Annotated in this window: 12 protein-coding genes; 4 read left to right on the forward strand and 8 right to left on the reverse strand. The window is 66.8% G+C overall.

All coding sequences use genetic code 11. The features are described from left to right. Window positions 1-82: 82 nt before the first annotated feature. The 5 genes from XpruCFBP8353_RS07660 to xerD all read right to left on the reverse strand — a co-directional run bounded on the left by XpruCFBP8353_RS07660 (window position 83) and on the right by xerD (window position 16,833). The gene (locus tag XpruCFBP8353_RS07660; RefSeq protein ID WP_101363073.1) at window positions 83-1,966 is read right to left on the reverse strand and encodes a diffusible signal factor-reguated S8 family serine peptidase; all 1,884 of its coding nucleotides are present in this window, start codon (window positions 1,964-1,966) and stop codon (window positions 83-85) included. A gap of 221 nt (window positions 1,967-2,187) precedes the next feature. After that, on the reverse strand, window positions 2,188-9,261 hold the full coding sequence (locus tag XpruCFBP8353_RS07665; RefSeq protein WP_101362700.1) for an ESPR-type extended signal peptide-containing protein: 7,074 nt from the start codon (window positions 9,259-9,261) through the stop codon (window positions 2,188-2,190). 894 nt (window positions 9,262-10,155) lie between these two features. Further along, window positions 10,156-14,202: a phosphoribosylformylglycinamidine synthase gene (gene purL / locus XpruCFBP8353_RS07675; protein ID WP_101362701.1), complete on the reverse strand. Its 4,047-nt coding sequence runs from the start codon at window positions 14,200-14,202 to the stop codon at window positions 10,156-10,158. 385 nt (window positions 14,203-14,587) lie between these two features. Next, a complete protein-coding gene (locus XpruCFBP8353_RS07680) occupies window positions 14,588-15,385 on the reverse strand; it encodes a DsbC family protein (RefSeq protein ID WP_101362702.1) in 798 nt (265 codons plus the stop codon). A 476-nt stretch (window positions 15,386-15,861) separates the two neighbouring features. Next, window positions 15,862-16,833 carry a site-specific tyrosine recombinase XerD gene (xerD, locus tag XpruCFBP8353_RS07685; RefSeq protein WP_101362703.1) on the reverse strand — a complete coding sequence of 324 codons (972 nt, stop codon included), beginning with the start codon at window positions 16,831-16,833 and terminating at the stop codon, window positions 15,862-15,864. A gap of 394 nt (window positions 16,834-17,227) precedes the next feature. Here xerD and XpruCFBP8353_RS07690 point away from each other — a divergent pair, with 394 nt between their 5' ends. Beyond that, window positions 17,228-17,695: an RDD family protein gene (locus XpruCFBP8353_RS07690; RefSeq protein ID WP_101362704.1), complete on the forward strand. Its 468-nt coding sequence runs from the start codon at window positions 17,228-17,230 to the stop codon at window positions 17,693-17,695. Window positions 17,696-18,024: 329 nt separating this feature from the next. Here the strand turns inward: XpruCFBP8353_RS07690 and XpruCFBP8353_RS07695 are convergent, their stop codons facing one another. From XpruCFBP8353_RS07695 to lptF, 3 genes are read right to left on the reverse strand one after another with little or no spacing between them, the layout of a single operon-like run. After that, window positions 18,025-18,354 (reverse strand): hypothetical protein, encoded by a 330-nt coding sequence (locus XpruCFBP8353_RS07695; protein ID WP_101362705.1) that lies wholly within the window; start codon window positions 18,352-18,354, stop codon window positions 18,025-18,027. A 1-nt stretch (window position 18,355) separates the two neighbouring features. Next, on the reverse strand, window positions 18,356-19,462 hold the full coding sequence (gene lptG, locus XpruCFBP8353_RS07700) for an LPS export ABC transporter permease LptG (RefSeq protein WP_101363074.1): 1,107 nt from the start codon (window positions 19,460-19,462) through the stop codon (window positions 18,356-18,358). Continuing rightward, on the reverse strand, window positions 19,459-20,541 hold the full coding sequence (gene lptF, locus XpruCFBP8353_RS07705; RefSeq protein ID WP_101362706.1) for an LPS export ABC transporter permease LptF: 1,083 nt from the start codon (window positions 20,539-20,541) through the stop codon (window positions 19,459-19,461). The genes lptG and lptF overlap by 4 nt, the downstream gene beginning before the upstream one ends. A 107-nt stretch (window positions 20,542-20,648) precedes the next feature. On the opposite strand from lptF, the gene XpruCFBP8353_RS07710 reads away from it, so the two are divergent. Genes XpruCFBP8353_RS07710 through XpruCFBP8353_RS07720 form a run of 3 tightly spaced genes read left to right on the forward strand, consistent with a single transcriptional unit; the run spans window position 20,649 to window position 22,917 of the window. After that, a complete protein-coding gene (locus tag XpruCFBP8353_RS07710) occupies window positions 20,649-22,121 on the forward strand; it encodes a leucyl aminopeptidase (protein WP_101362707.1) in 1,473 nt (490 codons plus the stop codon). Then, complete coding sequence (locus XpruCFBP8353_RS07715; protein ID WP_207759601.1) at window positions 22,121-22,492, forward strand: hypothetical protein; 372 nt, start codon at window positions 22,121-22,123, stop codon at window positions 22,490-22,492. The genes XpruCFBP8353_RS07710 and XpruCFBP8353_RS07715 overlap by 1 nt, the downstream gene beginning before the upstream one ends. Continuing rightward, complete coding sequence (locus XpruCFBP8353_RS07720; RefSeq protein ID WP_003490202.1) at window positions 22,492-22,917, forward strand: DNA polymerase III subunit chi; 426 nt, start codon at window positions 22,492-22,494, stop codon at window positions 22,915-22,917. The genes XpruCFBP8353_RS07715 and XpruCFBP8353_RS07720 overlap by 1 nt, the downstream gene beginning before the upstream one ends. Window positions 22,918-22,967 lie beyond the last annotated feature (50 nt).

Consider the following 22,967-nt stretch of genomic DNA (forward strand, 5'->3'; position numbering starts at 1 on the left):
ATCAACCGCACGCATCTGAATCGCCCTGAAAAGCAATGCCCCCGGTGATTGGCCGGGGGCATCGGTCACACTATTTCGCTACTTACTGTCGTGCAACGAGCGTCAGCTTCGCGTAGCTCGCCGCGCCGACCAACTTGATGTAGTACGTGCCAGCCTTGGGTGCAGTGAAACGCACGGTTTCGCTGTTGCCCGGGCGGGTCGACTTGGCGTCGTAGCTGGTCGCGCTGGGCTCGGCCTCGAAGCTGACGTACATCGACACATCGCCGGTGCCACCGTAGGTCATGAAGCTGAGCACGGCGCCGGCCTTGGCGTCGAAGCTGTACAGCGTGGAGCTGCCGGCGGCGCCGCTCAGTCCAGCCACCGGTGCCTTGTTGGTCAGCTCGATAGCGCTCGGTGCGCAGCTCTCGGTGGCCGGGTCGCACGGCTCTTCCAACACCGCTTCCAACGCGGCCTTGGCATCGACGATGCCGCTGCCGATCGGGGTGCTGGCCGGCGGGGTCACCGGGAAGCGGCGGCTGGTCTGCTTGAGCAGCGCTTCGACCGCAGCCGGGGTCAGCGGGCCGTCGCCCAGACCGATTGCAGCGCTTTGCACCAGCGCAACGACGCCAGCCACATGCGGCGAGGCCATCGAGGTGCCGCCTAGACCCATATAGGTATAGCTACCCGAGGTCGGCGTGGTCGCACCGGTGTAGCCGGCCTGCCAGATGTAACCGCCCGGGTTGCCGTCCACGCTGCCGCCGCCGCCGGGGCCGGACAGGTCCACCTTGCTGCCGTAGTTGGAGTAATAGGTGATGCCGCCGGTGATGCGCGTGGCGCCAACGGTGATGGTGTTGTTGCAGCTGGCCGGCGAGTGGTTGGCCACATCTTCGCCACTGTTGCCGGCCGCCACCACCACGGTGGTGCCGCGCGACACGGCGCCATTGATCGCCAGCTGGGTGGCCGAATCGCAGGCGCCGCCGCCGCCCAGGCTCATGTTGATCACTTCAGCCGGGTTGGTGTTGGTCGGCACGCCTTCGACGGTGCCGCCGGAAGCCCACACGATCGCATCGGCGATGTCGGAGGTGTAACCGCCGCAACGCCCGAGCACGCGCACCGGCAGGATGGTCGCCTTCGGCGCCACGCCAGCCATGCCCACGCCATTATTGGTCGCTTCAGCCACGGTGCCCGAGACATGGGTGCCGTGCCAGGAGCTCTCCTTCGCCACCGAGCCGGTATAGCAGACGTTGTCGGCCTCTTCCCAGTCGCCGTAATCGAGTGCACCCGGCACGCGCGCATCGGTGGGACGACGCGAGACTTCGGCGTCGGTGATGAAGTCATAGCCCTGCAGGATATTGCCGGCGAAATCGGGGTGGCCCGGCAGGATGCCGGTGTCCAGCACCGCCACCACCACGCCCGCACCCTGCGACAGATCCCACGCACCCGGCGCATTGATGCCGCCATTGGGGTTGCTCAGGTGCCACTGGTACTGCGCGTACAACGGGTCGTTGGGAACCAGCTGCGGGCTCACATCGGTGGTGGGGACGCTCTTGCTGATGTCGATCGGGCGCAGCATGCGGTCGATCTGCACGTCGGCCACGGACGGGTCGTTCTTCAGTTCGATCACCACCTTGTCCACCTGCGCGGCGCTCAGCGTGCTGGACAGCTTGATCAGGTCCGAGCCGATGCCCAGCTTGCGCACATACGTCGCCTTGGCGGCGGCAGCGCTGCTGCGCGCGCCAGTGCTGACACCAACGCGGCCCACAGCGGCCTGCACGGCGCTCAGCTTGCTACTGCGATCGGTCGCAGCAGCGGTGTTGTCCTTGTAACGCACGATCAACCGGCTAGCGAACGCTGCGCCGGCCGGAGCTGCCTGGGTCGGTTCCTTGACCAGCAGTTTGGGGGCGGCAGCGAGGGTGCCAGACGCACCAAGAGCCATCATCAGGATGGCGCCGGTCAGCGGGTTGAGACGGAAATGCTTGTCGATCACGGTGAAGTCCTCTTCGTATTTTTCGTGAATCAGGCTTGGAGCAGCCAGCGCAATCACTGCGTACCGCGGTGCGGTTCGCGGCGTCCTTGTCGGCCACCCCTGGTACGGCCATCACTCCATGCGAATCCGTTGGCCGGCCCAGCCACGGTCCTTGCCCGCCCCCTCAGGCCTTACAGATCGCGACGGCGCACCTGGCGCCGCCGCGCTTGATGCAACCGCGCTTACCAGCCGAAACCGGCACCCACGCCGACCGAGCGGTCGTCACCACTGAGCGCGCCGCCCACGGTGACCGTGGCGCGCGGGCTGATCGCACGTTGGTAGCCCACCGACAGTGCCGACTCGCCGTTCTGGAAGCCGACACCGGCACCGATGCGGTTCTGCGAAGCGATACCCGCCACGCTGGCGGACATGTTCAACATCGCCGAGCTCATCGCGCCCTGGCGATCCAGACGACGGTTCTGCCGGCGCAGACGATCTTCGATATCGCCCTGGTAGCTTTCGAAGCTGTCGGCCATCGCGTTGTAGCGGCTGTCGGTGTAGCTGTTGGCCGCAGCAACGCCGCTATCCAACTGGCCCTTGTTGACCGCATCGGTGGCGCGCGTACCGGCGGCCACATTGGCTACCTGACGCTCGCCGCCGACGCTGCCCACCGACACCGTGTTGGCACGATCGGCAACCGCCCCCTGACCCAAGGCGACGGCACCTTGTGCAGTGGCACGTGCGCCCTGGCCGATCGCGGTGCCGGAAGCCGCGGTGACCTGCGCGCCTTCGCCCATCGCCACGGCATTGGTTGCCACGGCCGCGATCTGCGTATTGGCACCCACCGCAGTGCTGCCATCGGCATTGACGCGTGCATTGCTGCCGATCGCGGTGTCGTTGGGGCCATGCGCATATGCGCTGCCACCAATTGCCGTGCCGGTGACGTGGTTGGCCACCGCTGCCGTACCGACCGCCGTGGAGGTGGCGGCCGGCGTGATGCCGCCGACCACTGCAGCGGCGGACGTGCCCTGCACTGCGGCTGTTGCCTCGCTCGCAGTGCTTGCGACATTGCTTGCCGCATCGCTGACGGCAGTCGCCGGCACTGCCGGCACTGCTGCGGTGCGCAGCGACACGGTGCGTGCTGCGGTGCTGGCGGGAGCAGTGCCGCTACGTGCATCCAGCTCGCTGACCTTGCTATCCAACGCAGTCAGTGCCGCACCGACGTTGGTGTAGCTGGCACCCTGGATCACATACGTCGGCGCCACGAACACGCCTTGCGCGCCGATCGCCGCACCGCCGCCCAGGAAGCTGGCTGCATTGCTCAACGATTGGAACAACTGGCCGCCATTGACCGCATCGGTGCTGGCACTGGCAATCGCGCCGGCGCCGACGTTGACGATGCGACGCGTGGCCGGGCCGCCGCGACCGTTGCCGCTACCCACCGACACCGTATTGGCGTCATAGGTGCGCGAGCCCGAGCCCAGTGCCACCGAATCGGCACCGCTGGCACCGGCATTCGCACCGAGCGCCACGGAATTGCTGCCGCTTTCGCGCACGAAGGAGTTGTAGCCCAGCGCAACTCCGTTTTCGCCGATGGCGTTGGTCTGCCGGCCCATCGCGGTGCTGTTCACGCCGCTGGCGCTGCTGTCCACCCCCATCGCGCTTGCACCAGTGGCCGATGCGCGGCTGCCGGAGGCAATCGCCACGCTACGTGCACCAGTGGCAGCAGCGCCGGAGCCGGCCGCAGTGCTGCGGTCGCCGGTCGCCGTGGCCACCGCGTCGCCGGTGGTCTTGAACTTGCTGGTGGTGTTCTGCACATCGGCAGATACCGCATCCAGCTGTCCCTTGTTGACCGCATCGGTCGCCGCCAGGCCATCGCTGACGTTGACGATGCGGCGCGTCGCCGGGCCGCCGCGACCATTGCCGCTGCCGATCGACACCGTATCGGCTTCATAGGTGCGCGAACCCGAGCCCAAGGCCACCGAATCAGCACCGGTCGCGCCGGCATTGGCACCCAGTGCCACGCCGTTGACTGCGCTCTGGCGCACGAACGAGTTGTAGCCCACCGACACCGCGTTTTCGCCGATGACGTTGACCTGACGACCGACGCCGGTGCTATTGATGCCGGTGGCCGATGCATCCACACCGATCACACTGGCACCCACCGCATTGGCGCGGCTGCCGCCGCCCAATGCAAGCGTGTTGTCGGCAAGCGCGGCGGCGCTCTGGCCCAACGCAGTGGCATTGACGCCGTCGGCATAGGAGTTCCAGCCGATGGCGGTGGTGTAGTCCGCAGTGGCCCAGGCACCGGCACCGAAGGCCGCTGCGCCCGTGCCGGAGGCACGTGCCGGGATGAAGCCGAAGAACGTGCTGCCGCCGACGGCCACACTCTCATCGCCGGTGGCTTCGCTGAATTCGCCAACGGCGACCGCGCTGGCACCGGAGGCCAACGCAACGGCACCGACGGCGGTGCTGTAATCGCTCGACGCTACTGCGCCGTAGCCCAGCGCCGACGACAAGCGACCGCTGGATTCGCTGTAGCCACCGAAGGCGGCACTACCGACATTGGAGGCGGTACTGCGGAAACCCGCAGCGATGGCCTGATTATCGGAGGCCACCGCTTCGCTGCCGATGGCGGTGGTGTAGGTCGAAATCGCCTGCGCACCCGCACCCTGTGCCGTGGCGCCAATATCGCTGGCCAACGCGTTGCTGCCGACCGCGCTGCTGTTTTCGCCCAACGCCTGGGCATTGCTGCCCACCGCGGCCGCACCGATACCGCCAGCCACTGCGCCGACGCCCACTGCAGTGGCGTTGTCGACCACGGCTTGCGCGCCCGCACCCAGTGCGGTGGCACCGTTACCGGTGGCATTGGCGCCCTCGCCTGCCGCCAGGGCGTCATCACCCTCAACATAGGCACCGGCATCGCTGTCGGCGCTGCCACTGGCCTTGAAGTACTTGCTGGTGGTTTGCGCGGTTTCGGCAACGGCGTTGAGCTGATTCAGATTCACCGCGTCGGTACCCTGCGTACCGGCCGCAACATTGGTGATCTGACGCTCGTTACCAGCACTGCCCACCGACACCGCGAAGTCGCGATCGGCGACCGAGTCGGCACCCAATGCCACGCTGCCTTCGCCGGTGGATTCAGCGAAGTTGCCCAGCGCGGTGCTGTTGAGGCCCGGTGCCCAGGCCGCGCCACCGACCGCAGTGGAGTAATCGCCGGAGGCTTCGGTCGGCAACAGGCCGAGCAAGGCACCACCAACCGAGACGCTGTGGTAACCACTGGCCACACTGCCCTGGCCGGCCGCAACGCTGTAGGCGCCGGTAGCAGTTGCATCGCCGCCCACGGCAACGGTGTTGGAGCCGCTGGCAGTGCTGAAATTCCCCAGCGCCGTGCTGTTGAAACCGCTGGCGGTGGAATAGCCACCCAAGGCGGTGGAGTAATTGGACGTGGCTTCGGCACCGAAGCCGAACGCCGCGGCGCTGGTGCCGTTGGCGACGCTCTCCGCGCCGACGGCGGTGGCCGATTCGCCGCTGGCGCTGGCGAAATAGCCCATGGCAGTGGATTCGCTGCCCTGCGCTTCGCTCAGCGCACCGACCGCCAGCGAGCCATCGCCATAGGCGCCGGCGGCGGCGCCGAGTGCGGTGCTCTGCGCGCCGGCCGCTTCGCTTTCGCCCCCCACGGCCACGGCATAATCGCCGCTGGCCTGGCTGAAGGCGCCATTGGACACACTGCCGAAGCCGCTGGCCGCTGCGTTGTAACCGGCCGCATGGGCGTATTGCGCGCTGGCGCTGGCGCCGCTGCCGATGGCCACAGCGCCGATCGCGGTGGCCTGGCTGCTGGACCCGAACGCGCTGCTGTAATCGCCGTCGGCCGTGGCATTGGAGCCGGCGGCGGTCGCGTCTTCGCCCTGCGCATCGGCTGTGCCGGTGCCGGTGCCGGCGAACAGACGCGCGGTGTTTTCGGCGGTGCCAGCCACGGCGTTGAGCTGGTCCAGATTCACCGCATCGGTGCCCTCCGTGCCCGCAGCCACATTGGCGATCTGCCGCTCGGTTCCGGCTGCACCCACCGACACCGTGTTGGCGCGATCGGCGAGCGAACCTGCACCCAGCGCAACGCTGTTGTTGGCAGGTGTATACGCACCGCTGCCGAGACTAATGCTCTGCTCGCCCGAAGCATTGGATTGCCAGCCCAGCGCGACACTCTCGGTACCAAGCGCAAAGGACTGGCTGCCAAGCGAAGTGGCGCTTGTCCCCACCGCGTTTGCGTAAGTGCCCAAGGCGGTTGACGAATAGTTGTTCGCCCGCGCACTCGCGCCCAGCGCAGTGCTGTAGTAACCATCGGCCAAACTTTCGGTACCGATTGCGGTGCTGTTAAAACCCCGCGCAACACTGGCGGAGCCCAGCGCTGACGATGCGACACCGCTGCTGATACTTGCCTGGCCGATCGCCGTTGCATCACGCTCATTGGCGACACTGAAACCGCCGATGGCCGTACTGGAATCCCCCGACGCCATGCTGACGATACCCAGCGCGGTAGCGTCGTTAGCAACAGCACTGCTGTTGTTCCCCACTGCCGTGGCAGAAGAGGCACTGGCGCTGGCGTAGTTACCAATGGCCGTGCTCATCTCACCGGCCTGGCTGCGCGCGCCGAGCGCAATGCCCTGGTCGCCTTCAGCCTGCGCTTCCCAACCCAGCGCAATGCTCTCATCGCCGGTCGCCCTGGATTGGCCGCCGAGCGAAATGGCACGCGGACCATATGCATTTGCGTAGGTGCCCACCGCAATCGAGCCGGTATCGGCCGCAGCCGCATTCGCGCCCACTGCCGTGCTGTTGTCACCGTAGGCGAGACTTTCGGTACCGATGGCAGTACCACCGTCACCCCACGCCACACTGGCAAAACCCAGCGCGGTCGATGCAGTTCCATTGCCGATGGTTTCGTAGCCGATCGCCGTTGCACCACGCCCATTGGCGATACTGGTGCCGCCCACGGCGGTGCTGAAATAGCCGGATGCGTTGCTGTCGCCGCCGAGTGCGGTGGCGTAGTCGTCGCCGGCATTGCTGTTGAACCCCACTGCCGTGGCATTGGCAACACTGGCGTTGGCATTGCTGCCGACTGCCGTGGTGCCCAGCGCGGACGCCTGGCTGCTCGCGCCGAGCGCGATGCTGTCGTCGCCGGACGCGGTGCTGGCGCCGCCCAGCGCAACGGTGCGCTCACCGAAGGCACTGCTGTTTGCGCCGATCGCGGTGGATGCAGTGCCACCGGCGGCGGCATTGGCGCCGAAGGCAGCGCTGTCGGTACCGAACGCCACGCTTGCAGCACCCACGGCGGTGCTGGTGTCGCCGAACGCCACGCTACCCACGCCCAGCGCAGTGGAATCCGCGCCGTTGGCGATGCTCTCGTAACCCAGCGCCGTCGCGCCGCTGGCGGTGGCCTGGCTGGTGACGCCCACGGCGGTGCTGGCATCGCCCGAGGCGCTGCTGTTGCCGCCGAGCGCCGTGGTGTTTTCCGCGATTGCAGTGCTGTTGAAGCCGACTGCCGTGGCGTTGTCGGTGGTGGCATTGGCGCCGCTGCCAACTGCAGTTGCACCCTGCGCAGATGCCGCGCTGCTCGAACCCAGCGCGGTGCTGTAGTCGCTGTCGGCCAATGCGTTGGAACCGGCAGCCACGCTGTCGACGCCTTGTGCGATCGCAGCGCCATCGCCGGTGGCGACGAAGGAGCGCGCAGTGGTGGATGCGATGTCGGACACTGCGGTGAGCTGGTCGAGATTCACCGCATCGGTGCCTTCGGTACCGGCAGCGACATTGGTGATCTGGCGCTCTGCACCATCAGCGCCCACCGACACGGTGCTGGCGCGCGTGGCGACCGAGTTGGCACCCAACGCAACCGAATTGGCGCCGCGGGCGGTGCTGTAATACCCCAGCGCCGTGCTCAGTTCGCCGCTGGCCCAGGATTCCGGACCCACGGCGGTTGCGCCTTCGCCCGGTGCATACGCGAAGTAGCCCACGGCGGTGGCTTCGGTGCCGGAGGCTTCGCTCAGCGTGCCGACCGCGGTGGTGTAGGTACCCGACGCAATCGCGCCGGCGCCCAGCGCGGTGGAGGCTTGGCCACTGGCCTGGGTCTGCACGAAGAAGCCCAGACCGGGAATCAGATCGACCGGGCCGCCGACTGCGGTGCTGCTGGTGCCGCTGGCGCTGGTTTGGGTGCCGACGGCAGTGGCGTAATCGCCTCCCGCATTGGCCACCGCACCGAAGGCAGACGCCTGCGCGCCGGCTGCGTATGCGCCCACGCCGAACGACGATGCAGCAAAGCCATCTGCATTGGCACTGGCGCCGACCGCGGTGCCGCCGACGCCGGCGCTGGTGGCGCCGGTGGTGACCGGCACACCGCCGTTGGTGATCAGCGGCTCGCCGTCTTCATTGACCGCCGCGCCGCCCACGGCCACGCTGGCCGGGCCATTGGCCTGCGCGTTATGGCCGAAGGCTGCGCTGTTCTGCCCGGATGCCAGCGCATTGGCGCCGACCGCAGTGGCGTTGGTGGCGACCGCATTGGCACCGGTTCCCAGCGCAGTGGTCGCCGTGCCGACGGCATTGGCACCGTCGCCTGCAGCGAGTGCACTGTCGCCTTCGACATAGGCGCCCACGCTGTCTTCGCCCGGGGTTGCCTTGAAGAACAGTGCGGTGTTTTCAGCCACATCGGCCACGTCGCGCAACTGCGCCACGTTGACCGCATCGTTTGCGTTGACACCGGCAGTGACGTTGGTGATGCGGCGCGTCGCCGGGCCACCGCGACCATTGCCGCTGCCCACCGACACCACATCGTCTTCGTAGGTGCGCGAGCCTGCGCCCAGCGCCACCGAATTTGCGCCGCTCACGCCGGCATTGGCACCGAGCGCCACGCCGTTTTCGCCGCTCTGGCGCACGAAACTGTTGTAGCCGATGGCTACGGCGTTTTCGCCGATCGCATTGGTCTGGCGGCCGATCGCACTGCTGTTGACGCCACTGGCGCTGCTGTCGGCGCCGGTGGCCACGGCGCCGGTTGCGCTGGCGTGGCTATTGGCGCCGATGGCGGTGGCCTTGCTGGCCGGTGCGGATGCGCCGCGACCCACTTCCACCGATTGCGCATTGGCGGGAAGTGGCGTGGCGAATCCGGCGCCACCCAGGGCCAGGGCGATGGCAGCGGTCAGTGCCAGGCGATGGCGGCGATCGATGAACGAGGCTGACGCAACGGCTCCGGGGCTGTCACCGCTAGCCAGTTCCGAGGCTACGGCCCACACACCAAGCGATTTGTTCCAGACCTTGCGATAAATCCGATTCATCGACGCACGACTCCTGAGTTGTTGGACTGGTTTTGGCGAACACCAGGCAGCGAAAGGCGTTCCAGCCTGTGATTCACCGCAGTTATTCGCGCTACGGGCCTTGCGGCGGGACGGCTTGCACCTGCTCCCTGGATAGTCAAAAAGTGAACGCTACCCAACCATAGAACTGAGCGAAGTGTTAACAGCCGTCATTTCAGGCGTCAAGTTTTTGACAGAAAGCGAAGATAAGTGCGCGTTTGATCACAGTTCTGGTTGCTTTTATTAGATTTTTGATAAATCTTTGGAAAACAGCGACCTAGATCATGTCCTTAGAGACATTTCAGGGCTGAATAGGCAGACCGGGAAACGACAAAAACCCCCGCGCGCAGGACGCCGGCAGGCGCGATTGCGCAAAAAGGCAGGGGTGGCGTGTCGATTCTGCGGCCAACGTGCCGCACCGGTAACACACCGCCATCTGACGCGCGGGACAGCCATGCCTCGGGCGATTGCCGCCAAGGAACTGACGACGCTGCGGGACGGCGGCGCCAGGCGTCGGATCATTGGCGCGCCAACAGGCTGGCCGCTTCGCAGGCCGTGCCCTTCAATCTGAGGGATGTCGGTGCCGACACGCAGCGTGGCAAGCGCATCGTCTGGCCAATGCCGCACACATGGATGTACCGGCACCCAGAACGTTGTTGCGGAGAATCGCGATACCTGCGAACAACGTGGCGCTTTTAAAAAAACCATCGTGGTCGATTCGCTTGAGCATCCGCCAGTGACCGCAGCACCCGGCGAAGCGTCAACCGCCCGGCAACTGCAGGCGCGGCGCGCCCTGCCAAAACGACAACGGCCGCGTGCATCGCTGCACACGGCCGTCGAGTGAGGCATCAGCGGCTGCAGATCAGCCGCACGCCATCAACCGCACCACACCCGCGCGTTGCGGAACATCCGCAGCCACGGCGAGTCGTCGCCCCAGTCGGCCGGATACCAGCTCAGGTTTGCGCTGCGCGGCGTGCGCTCGGGATGCGGCATCAGGATGGTGACGCGACCGTCGCTGCTGGTCAGCCCGGTGATGCCGTCAGGGGAACCGTTCGGATTGAGCGGGTACTGCGACGCCACCGCGCCATCGCCATCGATGTAACGCAATGCCACGCGTGCAGCGGCCTGGTCCACGGCCGTATCGAACTCCGCACGGCCTTCGCCATGCGCCACCGCCACCGGAATCCGCGAACCAGCCATGCCGCGCAGGAAGATCGATGGCGACTCCACCACTTCCAGTAGCGCAGTGCGCGCTTCGAACTGCTCACTGCGGTTGCGCAAGAAGCGCGGCCAATGCTCGGCACCGGGAATGATGTCCTTGAGCTGGCTGAGCATCTGACAGCCATTGCACACGCCCAGCGCGAACGTATCGCTACGCGCGAAGAACGCGGCAAACGCATCGCGCAGCGCCGAACGCTCCAGAATCGAAGTGGCCCAGCCACGGCCGGCACCCAGCACGTCGCCGTAGCTGAAACCGCCGCACGCCGCGAAGCCGACGAACTCGCGCAAATCCACGCGGCCTTCGATCAGGTCGCTCATGTGCACGTCGTAGGCACGGAAACCTGCGCGCTCGAAGTTGTAGGCCATTTCGATCTGCCCGTTGACGCCCTGCTCGCGCAGGATCGCCACCTTGGGGCGTGCACCAGTCGCCACGAACGGCGCGGCCACATCTTCGGATGGATTGAACACCAGCTTCGGACGCAGGCCCGGCGCCTTGAAATCACGCGCCAGCGCGCGCTCTTCGTCGGCGCTGTCCGGGTTGTCGCGCAGCTTCTGCATGGCATGGGTCACCGACCACCATGCATCGAACAGCTCTTCCCAACGCCACTCGGCCAGCACGCGGCCCTGCCCGCTCACGCGGATGCGCGGCGTGCCGGTGGGCCGTGCAATGCGCTGCGCGCATTCGGTCAACGCGTGGCGCTCGACCAGATCGGCGAACGCGGCGCGGTCCTCGCTGGCGATTTGCACCACTGCGCCCAGTTCTTCGTTGAACAGGCTGCGGAACGCATCGTCGCCCCACGCATCCAGCGTGATATCCAGCCCCTGCCGCGACGCGAACGCCATTTCGCACAACGCAGCTAACGCGCCGCCATCGCTGCGATCGTGATACGCCAGCAACAGCCCGCTGTCGCGCGCGTCGCGGATCAATTCGAAGAAACTGCGCAGACGCTGCGCATCTTCCAGATCCGGCACGTCACCACCGAATGCCGGCAACGCCGCGTCATCGGCATACACCTGCGCCAGCACCGACCCACCCAGACGCTGCTTGCCACCGCCCAAGCCGATCAACCACAACTCGCTGTCTTCCTCGCTGCGCAGCAACGGCGTCAGCTGCGTGCGCACATCGCCGACCGGCGCGAATGCACTGATGATCAGCGAGACGGGTGACACGCTTTTCAGCGTTTCACCGGGAATGGGGAATCGGGAATCGGGAATGGTGGAAGCGGGGGGCTCTGGCGTTTCGCCATTCCCGATTCCCGATTCCCCATTTCCGGCAACCCACTGCGCCTGCATCGACAGCGAGTCCTTGCCCACCGGCACGCTCAGTTCCAGCGCCGGGCACAGTTCCATGCCGATCGCGCGCACGGCGTCGTACAGCAGCGCGTCTTCGCCGCTGTGACCGGCGGCGGCCATCCAATTGGCCGACAGCTTGATGCTGTTCAGCGTCTGCACCGGCGCGGCGCACAGGTTGGTGATCGCTTCGCCCACTGCCATGCGTGCGGACGCGGCGGCGTTCAATAGCGCCAGCGGGGTGCGCTCGCCAATCGACATCGCCTCGCCTTCGAAGGTGTCGAAACCGGCCAGGGTGATCGCGCAATCGGCCAGCGGCAGCTGCCATGGGCCGATCATCTGCTCGCGCGCGGTCAACCCACCCACGCTGCGGTCGCCGATGGTGACCAGAAAGCTCTTGGACGCCACGGTGGGATGCGCCAGCACGCGCAGGCCGGCCTCGTGCAAATCCAGCCCAGCGGTCTGCAACACCGGCCACTGCGGCGCCGGCGGATGCACCGCATCGCGATGCATCTTCGGCGCCTTGCCGAACAGCACATCCATCGGCAGGTCGATCGGAAGCCGGGAATCGGGAGTGGGGAATGGGGAATGGTGAGAAGCGACATCGGCAGCCGGCAGCGTGCTGTTGCCATTCCCGATTCCCGAATCCCGATTCCCGGCGTCGAGGACGCCATAGCCAACCACCAGCCGCTCCTCGGCGGTGGCCACGCCCACTGCCGCAAACGGGCAGCGTTCGCGAGCGCAGATGGCGGCGAATTCGTCCAGGCGCGCCTGCGGCACGCCCAGCACGTAGCGTTCCTGCGATTCGTTGCACCACAGTTCCAGCGGCGACAACGACGGGTCGTCGGTGAGCACGCGGCCCAGGTCGATGATGCCGCCCACGCCCGAATCGTGCAGCAGCTCGGGAATGGCGTTGGACAGCCCGCCTGCGCCCACGTCGTGGAACCAGCGGATCGGGTTGTCGATCCCCAGCGCCACGCAGCGGTCGATGACCTCCTGGCAGCGGCGTTCCATCTCCGGGTTTTCGCGTTGCACGCTGGCAAAGTCCAGTGCTTCGGCGCTGTCGCCGGCCGCCACCGAACTGGCCGCGCCGCCGCCCAGGCCGATCAGCATCGCCGGGCCGCCCAGCACGATCACCGCATCGCCGGGCTGCAGGCGCAGCTTCTCGACCTGATTGCGATCGATCGCGCCCAGGCCGCCGGCCAGCATGATCGGCTTGTCGTAGGCGCGGGTCAGGCCCTCACCTTCGGCCAGCTCGAAGCTGCGGAAATAGCCGAGCAGGTTCGGCCGGCCGAATTCGTTGTTGAATGCGGCGCCGCCGAGCGGCCCGTCGAGCATGATGTCCAGCGCCGGGGCCATGCGCGGGTTCAGCGCGCGCGGCGCTTCCCACGGCTGCGGCAGGGTCGGAATGCGCAGATGCGAGACCGAAAACCCGGTCAGGCCGGCCTTGGGCTTGCCGCCGCGACCGGTGGCGCCTTCGTCGCGAATTTCGCCGCCCGCACCGGTAGCCGCACCGGGAAACGGCGCGATCGCGGTCGGGTGGTTATGCGTTTCGACCTTGATCGCAAAGGCCGACGGCAGCACCGCTTCGCTGCGGTACTCGCCGCTGGCCGGATCCGGGCGGTAGCGCGCGGCCGGCACGCCTTCCACCACCGCGGCGTTGTCGCTGTAGGCCGACAAGGTGTGTTGCGGGGTCTGCTGATGGGTGTGCTTGATCATGCGGAACAGCGAGCGTTCCTGCGGCTTGCCGTCGATGGTCCAGCTGGCGTTGAAGATCTTGTGCCGGCAGTGCTCGGAATTGGCCTGGGCGAACATCATCAGCTCGACATCGGCCGGGTCGCGGCCCAGCGCGGCGAAGCGTTCGCGCAGGTAGTCGATCTCGTCCTGCGCCAGCGCCAGGCCCAGGTCACGGTTGGCCTGCTCCAGCCCATCCAGCGGCACGCGCTGCAACTGTCCGCGATCGGGCACGTTGAACAGCGCCTCGGCGGCCGCGGCCGAGCCGAGCAGCGACTGCATCATCGGGTCGTGCAGCAGCTTGGCCACGGCGGCCTGCATCGCTTCGTCGGCCGGCCAACCGGCCAGATCGATGCGGGTACCGCGCTCCACGCGCTGGATCGGCTGCCCGGCGCCACGCACCAGCTCGGTGGCCTTGCTCGACCACGGCGACAAAGTGCCCAGCCGCGGCACCACGTAGCGGGAAGAGGCATCCGCATCGCGCGCGGCGGGCGCGGCGTTGGCCTGCAGGATCCGCTGCAAGGTGGCCTGATCGGGCGACTGCCCGGCGTCGGCGCGGATGAAGTACACGTGCCAGGCGCCGGTGATGCGCAGCGCGGGGACGAGGGTTTGCAGGCGGGTTTCGAGCCGAGCGCGGCGGAACGGCGAAAGGGCGGAAGCGCCCTCGAGGACCATCATGTCCGAGGAACCGTGTCAGAAACGGGGCTGCAGATTGTAACGGAGCTGATGGATTGACGCCGGACTGAGCGTGCACTGGGTGGGTTGATGGGGCCGTGCCGCGGGGCCAACGCACGTCCTGCGCGACACAGGTGACCGTGGCTGGCGGACTCGCGGGCAACGAGGCTAGCGCTGACGCAATGGCTGCTGGCTGCTGGCTGCTCGACAGCATGCCCGCGCGCTGATGGGTAGCTGGGCGAATTGCCAGGTTCAGGCCTCCGATTCCGCCAGCCTGCCGCAAAAAACGCGGAAGGCCGGAATGCATCTGCACTCCAGCCTTCCGTTCGCTCACGCCGGCCACCGAAGTGACCCGCAAAGCGGCATCACACCGACGCTTCGCCGTGGATCAGAGACTGCCGCCGGCGGTGGCGACGGCACGCTTTTCCAGCGCCTCACGCAGCTGCGCCGGCGGCAGGTAGCCACCGAGCTGGGTGCCGTCGGGCGCGAAGATCGCCGGAGTACCGTTGACGCCCAGACGCTGGCCCAGGGTGTATTCCATCGACACCGGGTTCTTGCAGTCCTTGGAGGCCACCGGCTGACCGGACTTGGCGGCCGTCAGCGCCTGCTTGCGATCGGCCGCGCACCACACCGCGATCATTTCCTTGTGGTCCTGGCTGCCCAGGCCCATGCGCGGGAAGGCCAGGTATTCCACCGCGATGCCCTGCTTGTTGAGCTCACCGATCTCACTGTGCAGCTTGCGGCAGTAGCCGCATTCCACGTCGGTGAAGACGGTGACGGTGTATTTCGGATTTGCCGGCGCAAACACGATGCGGTCGGCCTTGGGCACGGTCTCCAGCTGCTTGCGACGATACGCCAGCAGGCCCGGGCTGGCGGCGAACTGCTTGTTCTGGATATCGAACGGCTGTGCCTGCATCAGGTAACGGCCGTCATCGCTGACGTACAGCACCTGCCCGCCAACGACCACCTCACGGAACCCGGGGAACGGCGCGGCACCGATGTAATCGGGTTTGAAATCCGGGTCCAGCGCCTTGAGCGCGGTGCTCACGCGCTGGTCCACGCTGCCGGTGGTGGCGGGCGCGGTGGCGGGCTTGACGCCGGCAGTGCTCGCCGCAGGCTGCGACGATTGTGCGCAGGCGGTAAGACTGATCGCGCCCAGCAGCGCGGCGATGGCAAGACGATACATTCACGCATCCAGATGGAATGGGGTAGCTGGATTCTCGCACAGCGCAGATGAAGCCAGGCAGCGGCCGCGACATTTGTGAATCAAGGCAAGCGAACAGTTGCTGCGCGGATTGGACAAACGCCATGCAACCTGCGGTTCGGCAGGCCTGGCGGCCGGGTCCAACATTCGCAGTCGCAAAGCGCCATGGAGATTCCCCAGAGCGTGGCGCCCGTTCTCTCTTGCCGTTCGGGGGCGGCAGCCGCGTGGCGTCCGGCGATGATCGCCAGCGTGAGGCATGTCAGGAAGGAGCGCGCGCTGCCGCACGACGCCAGCCAGACTCCAAGACCGTCACAACCGCCGAGCGCAGCTGATGATGCATCGCAACGTCAGCCACGCGTTGTTCGTGCTGCCGCCGATCCAACCGGGCACGTCGTCCCCCGCTCGACCCTCGGCGCATCACCCGTGCGCCCATGCGCCACTGGTCCGCGCAGTGCGGACTAACCGCGCGGATGATGGCTGGCGTGCAGCTTCTGCAGATGCTGGCGCGCTACCAGCGTATAGATCTGGGTGGTCGACAGCGAACTGTGGCCCAGCAGCATCTGCAGCGCGCGCAGGTCGGCACCGTGGTTGAGCAGATGGGTGGCGAAGCTGTGGCGCAGCCCGTGCGGGCTGACCTTCCCCGGGTCGATGCCGGCCACCGCAGCGTAGCGTTTGACCAATGTCCAGAATTGCTGACGGCTGAGCGGTTGGCGGGCGGCGTCGATGAACAACGGCACCTGCCCGTCCACCGCCGCCACCGGCTTGTTCGCGGCCAGCAGCGGGCGCGCTTCACGCAGATAACGCTCCAACCAGTGCTGGGATTCCTCGCCCAGCGGCACCAGCCGGTCCTTGCTGCCCTTGCCGGTCACCCGTAACACGCCCTGACGCAAATTCACCCCGACCGCCGGCAGGTTGACCAACTCGCTCACCCGCAGGCCCGCGGCGTACATCAGCTCCAGCATGGCGCGGTCGCGCAGGCCCGCAGGGCCATCCACCTCGGGGGCGGCCAGCAGCGCCTCGATCTGGCTTTCAGTCAACGCCTTGGGCAGCGAGCGCGGCAACTGTGGCGGGTCGATCAATGCTGTCGGGTCGTCGCTGCGCATGCCATCGCGCAGATACAGCCCGTAGAACGCACGCAAGGTCGACAGCAGCCGCGCCGTGCTGCGGGGGGAGTAATTGGCCTGGGCACGCCAGCGCAAATAATCGAACAATGCAGCGCGGTCGATGCCGAGCACCCCCCCGCCGGCACCGTCGCGCCAGCGCGCCAACCCTTCCAGATCGCGCCGATAGCTCTCCAGCGTCTGCCGCGCCACGCCCTGCTCGGCCCAAAACCGGTCGAGAAAACGTTCGATCACACCGGCATCGGCCGCCTGCAGCGGCGGTAGCTGCTGAGTGAGTTGGCGGCGTTCGGCGGGACTGCTGGCAGACATCGCAACAGCATAGAACGTGTCGCGCGCTTTGCGGGTGGATGCGTCGTTGGTCGCCGGTGCATGACTTGCCTGGATGCGCTGCGTGCCGCTGACAGTGCGTTATGCAACGTGGTCACACGTAGCGATGCATGCATCGGCCGCAGGGAGAACGCCCACGCACAACGGGGACACCGGGGATGCAGCGTCAACGCCACCGCACGTTGCCGCCAGGGCGGATGGATCACACGCACATGGATGCGCTCAATCGAACACCGGTCGCTGGCGCACCAGCCGTTACGCCAGCATTCCATCGAGTCTGGCGCGATGTATCGAGTGCGTCAGCGCGAGCAAACACCAAAACGCACCTACCGCAGCGCGGCGTTGCACCGTGCTTGTCGACCGTTATGCTCGCGCCATGACTTCGATCGCTGCATCCGATTCCCCCCAGCCGGCCGCCCTGCTGCACTGGCGGCTACTGTCGATGTGCTACGACGCCTGGCCGGTGCTGGCGCTGTGGATGCTGATTTCGGCCGGTTTCACCTTGGGTTTCACCCTGGCCGGGCACCCGGTGCGCGAGAACATCGCACCGTTCAGTGTCTGGCAGTGGCTGCTCTGGCTGTGCTGCTGGGTCGCCGCCGGGGTGTACGCCACGCTGAGTTGGCGCCGCGGCGGCCAGACCCTGGGCATGCGTCCCTGGCGACTGCAACTGGCCGGCCCGCAAGCCTCCTGGCGCGCGCTGTGGATCCGCTATGCGGTGGGCACGCTGTCGCTGGCCTTGGGCGGACTCGGATTCTGGTGGGCCTGGATCGATCGTGATCGTCTGACATGGCATGACCGCGCCAGCGGAACCAGAATGCAGCGGATGGTCAGACCCAAGGCCTAACCCGGCTGACACGCCCAAGGCGCTCACCGCTGTGCCGGGGCAGCCGATGCTCGATGCGGCAAGGCGACCCGTATGCTCAGGTTCCGAGCGCGCCGCCCGCACCCACCTGAGCATTGCTCTCTACGTCTTCCTGCCGGCTCACACTGTCAGCCGGCGCAGTGCGGCACGCGCACGGCGTGAAGGACGCCCAACTGGGACCAGACCACAGCGACGTTTCAAACCACCGACCTGACGGTTGGATGTGGAGCAGGCGGCGACGGAACGGACCCTGCAAGTCCAGCTAATCGAGGTCGCCTATAGCCGCAAGGACGGCGGCAGAAGAGTGAAACTCACTGTCCGCGCTCATCCTTGTCGAATGGGCTTTTCCAAGCCGGGCCATGATCTCTGAAGGTGTTCTCCAGCACGCAGCCCAACAGATAAAGCGCCAGGAACATGGGCGCCACCATCAGCGTATAAGCCGTCGCCCAGGATAGCTGGACCGGCAGGCGCGTCAGGCCCAGGCCATCTGCAACCATCATCTGCAACATCACCGGCAGTTGCTTCCATACCAGTTGGGTTTTGTCGTCGACCTGCGGGTCGTGCGCAAAGCGCTGACAGAACGCAATCAGTGCCGCATACGGCACGCACATCGCCAATCCGGCCAGGCTCAGCCGGCGCACGTCAGCTACTGCGCCGCCGGAACAACCAGGCCGACACGCCCAGCATCACCATCGGCGGCAGTGCGTAGGCGATGCGGTAATCGAGCTTGAGCGCGCCGGCCATGCGGCCGAAAAACAGCTGCAAAAGCCAGAAGCCCAGCGCGAACAGGATGCCCAGGAACAGACGCTTGCCCAGACCGCCGCTGCGCAGCGAGCCGAACGAGAACGGAATTGCCGCCATGCACAGCGCCAATACGTTGACCGGATAAAACCAACGGCTCCAGTACTGATCCTCGTAATCGCGCGCGTCCAATCCATTGCGGCGTCGGTATTCGATGCTCTGCTCCAGATCGTGCGCGGACAGATTGCGTGGCTTGGCCAGGCCAGCGGCCAGCGCTGCTGGATTCAATTGCGATTGCCACGGCAATTCGGGGAAGGTTTCGCGCTGCACCGAGCGTTCCTGGAAGGTATCGCGACGTACCTGGCGCAGGGTCCAACGGCCATCGCGGTGCTCGGCCACCGACGCGTAGGTCAATTGCTGCATCCTGCCGCTAGGATCAAGGTGATACAGCCGTACATCGTGCAGATCCAGTGCGGTACCGCCCCCATCGAGCAACTTCTCTTCACCACTCAAGGCGTTGAGGAAGGTGTCGCCCTCACGTGCCCACAGACCGGCATAGCGCGAAGACGCCATATCGCTGTTGTAGCGGGCACTGGCCTTGAGCGTGTCGGCCTGGTTCTGTGCCCACGGCCCGATGGTTTCGCCACTGATCACCATGCTGGCGGTCAGCAACGCCATCGCTGCGACGACCGAGGCGGACATGCGTTTGCGCGACACGCCCAGCGCGCGCAGCGCTGTCAGCTCGGACGTGGCAGCCAACTGGCCCAGGCCCATCAGCGCGCCAATCACAGCCGCAGTGGGAAACAAGGTGTAGGCCCGGCGCGGCACGGTGTAGGCCACGTAAGCCACCGCATGGCCGAAGGTGTAGCTGCCCTGGCCGATGTTCTTGGCCTCGCTGGCGAAGGCGTTGACCAGGTCCAGCCCCAACAGCACCGCCCACGTCAGCAGCACGGTGGACAGCACCACCCGGCCGACATACCAATCATGGACCCGCGGTGTCAGCTTCATGCGCGCGCCCTCGGCCGACGCACGCGGCCATCGCGCGCATACGCCCACACCGCCACTGTCAGCAGCGGCAGCGTCAGCCACCACAGGCCCAACGCTGCCGGGGTCTTGCCGTTGGCGATCCACTGGGTGCCGACGATCATCAGATTGGTGCCGACCATGTAGGCCAGGAACGCCAGCATGATCCGGCCGTAGCGCTGCTGTCGCGGCGCGCTGCGCGACAGCGGCAAGGTCAGCAAGGCAAACGCCAGCGCCAGCAATGGCGGTGCCAGGCGCTCATGCAACTGGGCACGCGCGGCGGGCCGCTCGTCGGACAGCAACTGGGTGGTCCACATCACTTCCGGGTCGTTGGCATCGTGCACACGGGTGCGGTCGGGCAAAGCGATGTCGCTGCTGGCGAACTTCATCAAGCGATAGTCCAATGTCGCGCCACCGGCCGGGCCTTCGGTACGGTAGCCATCGTCCAGGCGCAGGTAACGGTCGGTTTTGCCCTCGAAGAACATGGCGCCGCGGTCGGCGGTGACCACATCGATGCGGTCGTTCTGCTGCCGCTGCATGAAGACCTTGCCCAGGCCCTTGCCGTCGGCAGAGATCGTCTGCATGTACACCACCCCACCGCCGGACAGGGGTGTGAACTGGCCCGATTCCAGGCCGGCCATCAGCACGCTGCGGTTGGCGTCTTCCAGCATCGCCTCGGCCGTGCGGCTCGCCCAGGGGCCCAGCCACAACGAGCACAGCCCGATGACCACCACCACCGGCACCACCAGCATCAGCATTGGTCGCAACATGCGCTTGGGCCCGACACCGATGGCGGTAATGACGGCCATTTCTGAATCGCGGTAGAGCCGCGCCAGTGCCAACAACAGGCCCAGCATCAACGCCAGCGGCAGGATGATGGGCAGGTAGGCCACGAACTGCAGCCCCACCTGCGACAGCAGCAAGCGAGCCGGGATGCGGCCGTCGGCGATATTGCCGAGGATATCGACCAGCACACCGCCGACGCTGACGACCAGCAGCACGATCAAGGTGGCCAGGAAGCTCTGGGTGAAATCGCTAAGCAGGTATCGATCGAGCTTCGGCATGGGGTGGGCTTGTTTTAAACTCTCGGATTCGTTCGCGGCGCCGCCAGCCTAGTCAGGTTGGCGTAAACAGCCCGCGATTGTACGGATTTGCCTACGGAATCTGATCAATGGCCCTGCAATTCACCCTGAACCAAGACGCGCCGGCAAGCGCTGCCGTCGACTGCATCGTGGTTGGCGTGTTCGCCGACAAGACCCTTTCGCCCGCTGCCCAGGCGCTGGATAGCGCCAGCCAGGGCCGTTTGACCGCCTTGGTGGCGCGCGGCGACGTGGCCGGCAAGACCGGTAGCACCACCCTGCTGCACGACCTGCCCGGCGTCACCGCCCCGCGCGTGCTGGTGGTCGGGCTGGGCGAAGCCGGCAAGTTCGGCGTAGCGCCCTACCTCAAGGCCATTGGCGATGCGGCCCGCGCGTTGAAGACCGGTGCGGTCGGTACCGCTCTGCTCACCCTGACCGAACTCACCGTCAAGGCCCGCGATGCCGCCTGGAACATCCGCCAGGCCATCGTCGTCAGCGACCACGCCGCTTACCGTTACACCGCCACGCTGGGCAAGAAGAAGGTGGACGAGACCGGCCTGACCACCCTGGCGATCGCCGGCGACGACGCCCGCGCGCTCGCCGTGGGCGTGGCCACCGCCGAAGGCGTGGAGTTCGCCCGCGAACTGGGCAACCTGCCGCCGAACTACTGCACCCCGGCCTACCTGGCCGACACCGCCGCCGCCTTTGCCGGCAAGTTCCCGGGCGCCGAAGCCGAGATCCTGGACGAAACGCAGATGGAAGCGCTCGGCATGGGCTCGCTGCTGTCGGTGGCACGCGGCTCGGCCAACCGCCCGCGCCTGATCGTGCTGAAGTGGAACGGCGGCGGCGACGCGCGCCCGTACGTGCTGGTCGGCAAGGGCATCACCTTCGACACCGGCGGCGTCAACCTCAAGACGCAGGGCGGCATCGAGGAAATGAAGTACGACATGTGCGGTGGCGCCAACGTCATCGGCACCTTCGTGGCCACGGTCAAGGCCGAACTGCCGATCAACCTGGTGGTGGTGGTGCCGGCGGTTGAAAACGCCATCGACGGCAATGCCTATCGCCCGTCGGACGTGATCACCAGCATGTCCGGCAAGACCATCGAAGTGGGCAATACCGACGCCGAAGGCCGCCTGATCCTGTGCGATGCGCTGACCTACGCCGAGCGCTTCAACCCCGAGGCGCTGGTGGACGTGGCCACGCTGACCGGCGCCTGCATGGTGGCGCTGGGCCACCAGACCGCCGGCCTGATGAGCAAGCACGACGACCTGGCCAACGAGCTGCTGGCCGCCGGCGAGCACGTGTTCGACCGCGCCTGGCGCCTGCCGCTGTGGGACGAATACCAGGGCCTGCTGGATTCCACCTTCGCCGACGTCTACAACATCGGCGGCCGCTGGGGCGGCGCGATCACTGCCGGCTGCTTCCTGTCGCGCTTCACCGAAAACCAGCGCTGGGCGCATCTGGACATCGCTGGCGTGGCCAGCGACGAAGGCAAGCGCGGCATGGCCACCGGTCGCCCGGTGGGTCTGTTGACGCAGTGGTTGCTGGACCGCGCGGCCTGATGTCGCCACGCGCTGCACTGGCGCTGATTGCCGGCTTCTCCGTTGTGAACGGAGCAGCCAGCGCGGTGCCGGGCTGGACCAGCCCCGGCATCGACCTGCTCTGGATCGTCGTGCAGATTGTGCTGTTGTTTGTCTGGCTGGCGGCCGACAGCCGCCGGCTCGGCTACCGCCGGCCGGCCTGGATGAATATCGGCATCGTGGCGTTCGCCGTGCTGTTCCTGCCGGTGTATCTGTACCGTTCGCGCCCGCCGGGGCGCCGCCTGCGTGCATTCGGCGGCCTGCTGTTGGCCGTGCTCGGCTTTGCTGCCCTGTTCGTGGCCGCCGGCATGACCACCGAATTCTTGCTCTCCTCCCGCTTTGTGACCGCCTGATGCCCCGTGCCGACTTCTACCTGATCGCCAAGCCGCGCTTTCTCAACGAACCGTTGCGGCTGGTGTGCGAGCTGGCGCGCAAGGCCAACGACGCCAACCTGTCCACGCTGATCCTGGCCCGCGATGCGGAACAGGCCGAGGCGCTGGACGACCTGCTGTGGGCGTTCGACGACGAAGCCTACGTGCCGCACCAGATCGCCGGCACCGATGAGGAAGACGAACTGGCGCCGGTGCTGATCGCCGCGCCCGAATTCGCCGCGCCTTCGCGCCCGCTGGTGATCAACCTGCGCGACGACCCCTACCTGGGCGCCTGCGACCGCGTGCTGGAAGTCGTGCCCGCCGACCCCGCCGCCCGCGAACCACTGCGCGAGCGCTGGAAGCAGTACAAGGCCCTGGGCCTGGAACTGACCAAGTACGACATGTGAATCGGGAATCGGGAATGGGGAATCGAAACTTGGCTCCCTCCCATTAGACC

It is taken from the genome of Xanthomonas prunicola (genome assembly GCF_002846205.1).
Lineage (GTDB): Bacteria > Pseudomonadota > Gammaproteobacteria > Xanthomonadales > Xanthomonadaceae > Xanthomonas > Xanthomonas prunicola.

What these genes read in the sequence shown, in the direction of transcription:
- XpruCFBP8353_RS07665 (WP_101362700.1), bottom strand. Translation starts at nt 9,261, where the DNA reads ATGAATCGGATTTATCGCAAGGTCTGGAACAAATCGCTTGGTGTGTGG.
- purL (WP_101362701.1), bottom strand. Translation starts at nt 14,202, where the DNA reads ATGATGGTCCTCGAGGGCGCTTCCGCCCTTTCGCCGTTCCGCCGCGCT.
- XpruCFBP8353_RS07680 (WP_101362702.1), bottom strand. Translation starts at nt 15,385, where the DNA reads ATGTATCGTCTTGCCATCGCCGCGCTGCTGGGCGCGATCAGTCTTACC.
- xerD (WP_101362703.1), bottom strand. Translation starts at nt 16,833, where the DNA reads ATGTCTGCCAGCAGTCCCGCCGAACGCCGCCAACTCACTCAGCAGCTA.
- XpruCFBP8353_RS07690 (WP_101362704.1), top strand. Translation starts at nt 17,228, where the DNA reads ATGACTTCGATCGCTGCATCCGATTCCCCCCAGCCGGCCGCCCTGCTG.
- lptG (WP_101363074.1), bottom strand. Translation starts at nt 19,462, where the DNA reads ATGAAGCTGACACCGCGGGTCCATGATTGGTATGTCGGCCGGGTGGTG.
- lptF (WP_101362706.1), bottom strand. Translation starts at nt 20,541, where the DNA reads ATGCCGAAGCTCGATCGATACCTGCTTAGCGATTTCACCCAGAGCTTC.
- XpruCFBP8353_RS07710 (WP_101362707.1), top strand. Translation starts at nt 20,649, where the DNA reads ATGGCCCTGCAATTCACCCTGAACCAAGACGCGCCGGCAAGCGCTGCC.
- XpruCFBP8353_RS07715 (WP_207759601.1), top strand. Translation starts at nt 22,121, where the DNA reads ATGTCGCCACGCGCTGCACTGGCGCTGATTGCCGGCTTCTCCGTTGTG.
- XpruCFBP8353_RS07720 (WP_003490202.1), top strand. Translation starts at nt 22,492, where the DNA reads ATGCCCCGTGCCGACTTCTACCTGATCGCCAAGCCGCGCTTTCTCAAC.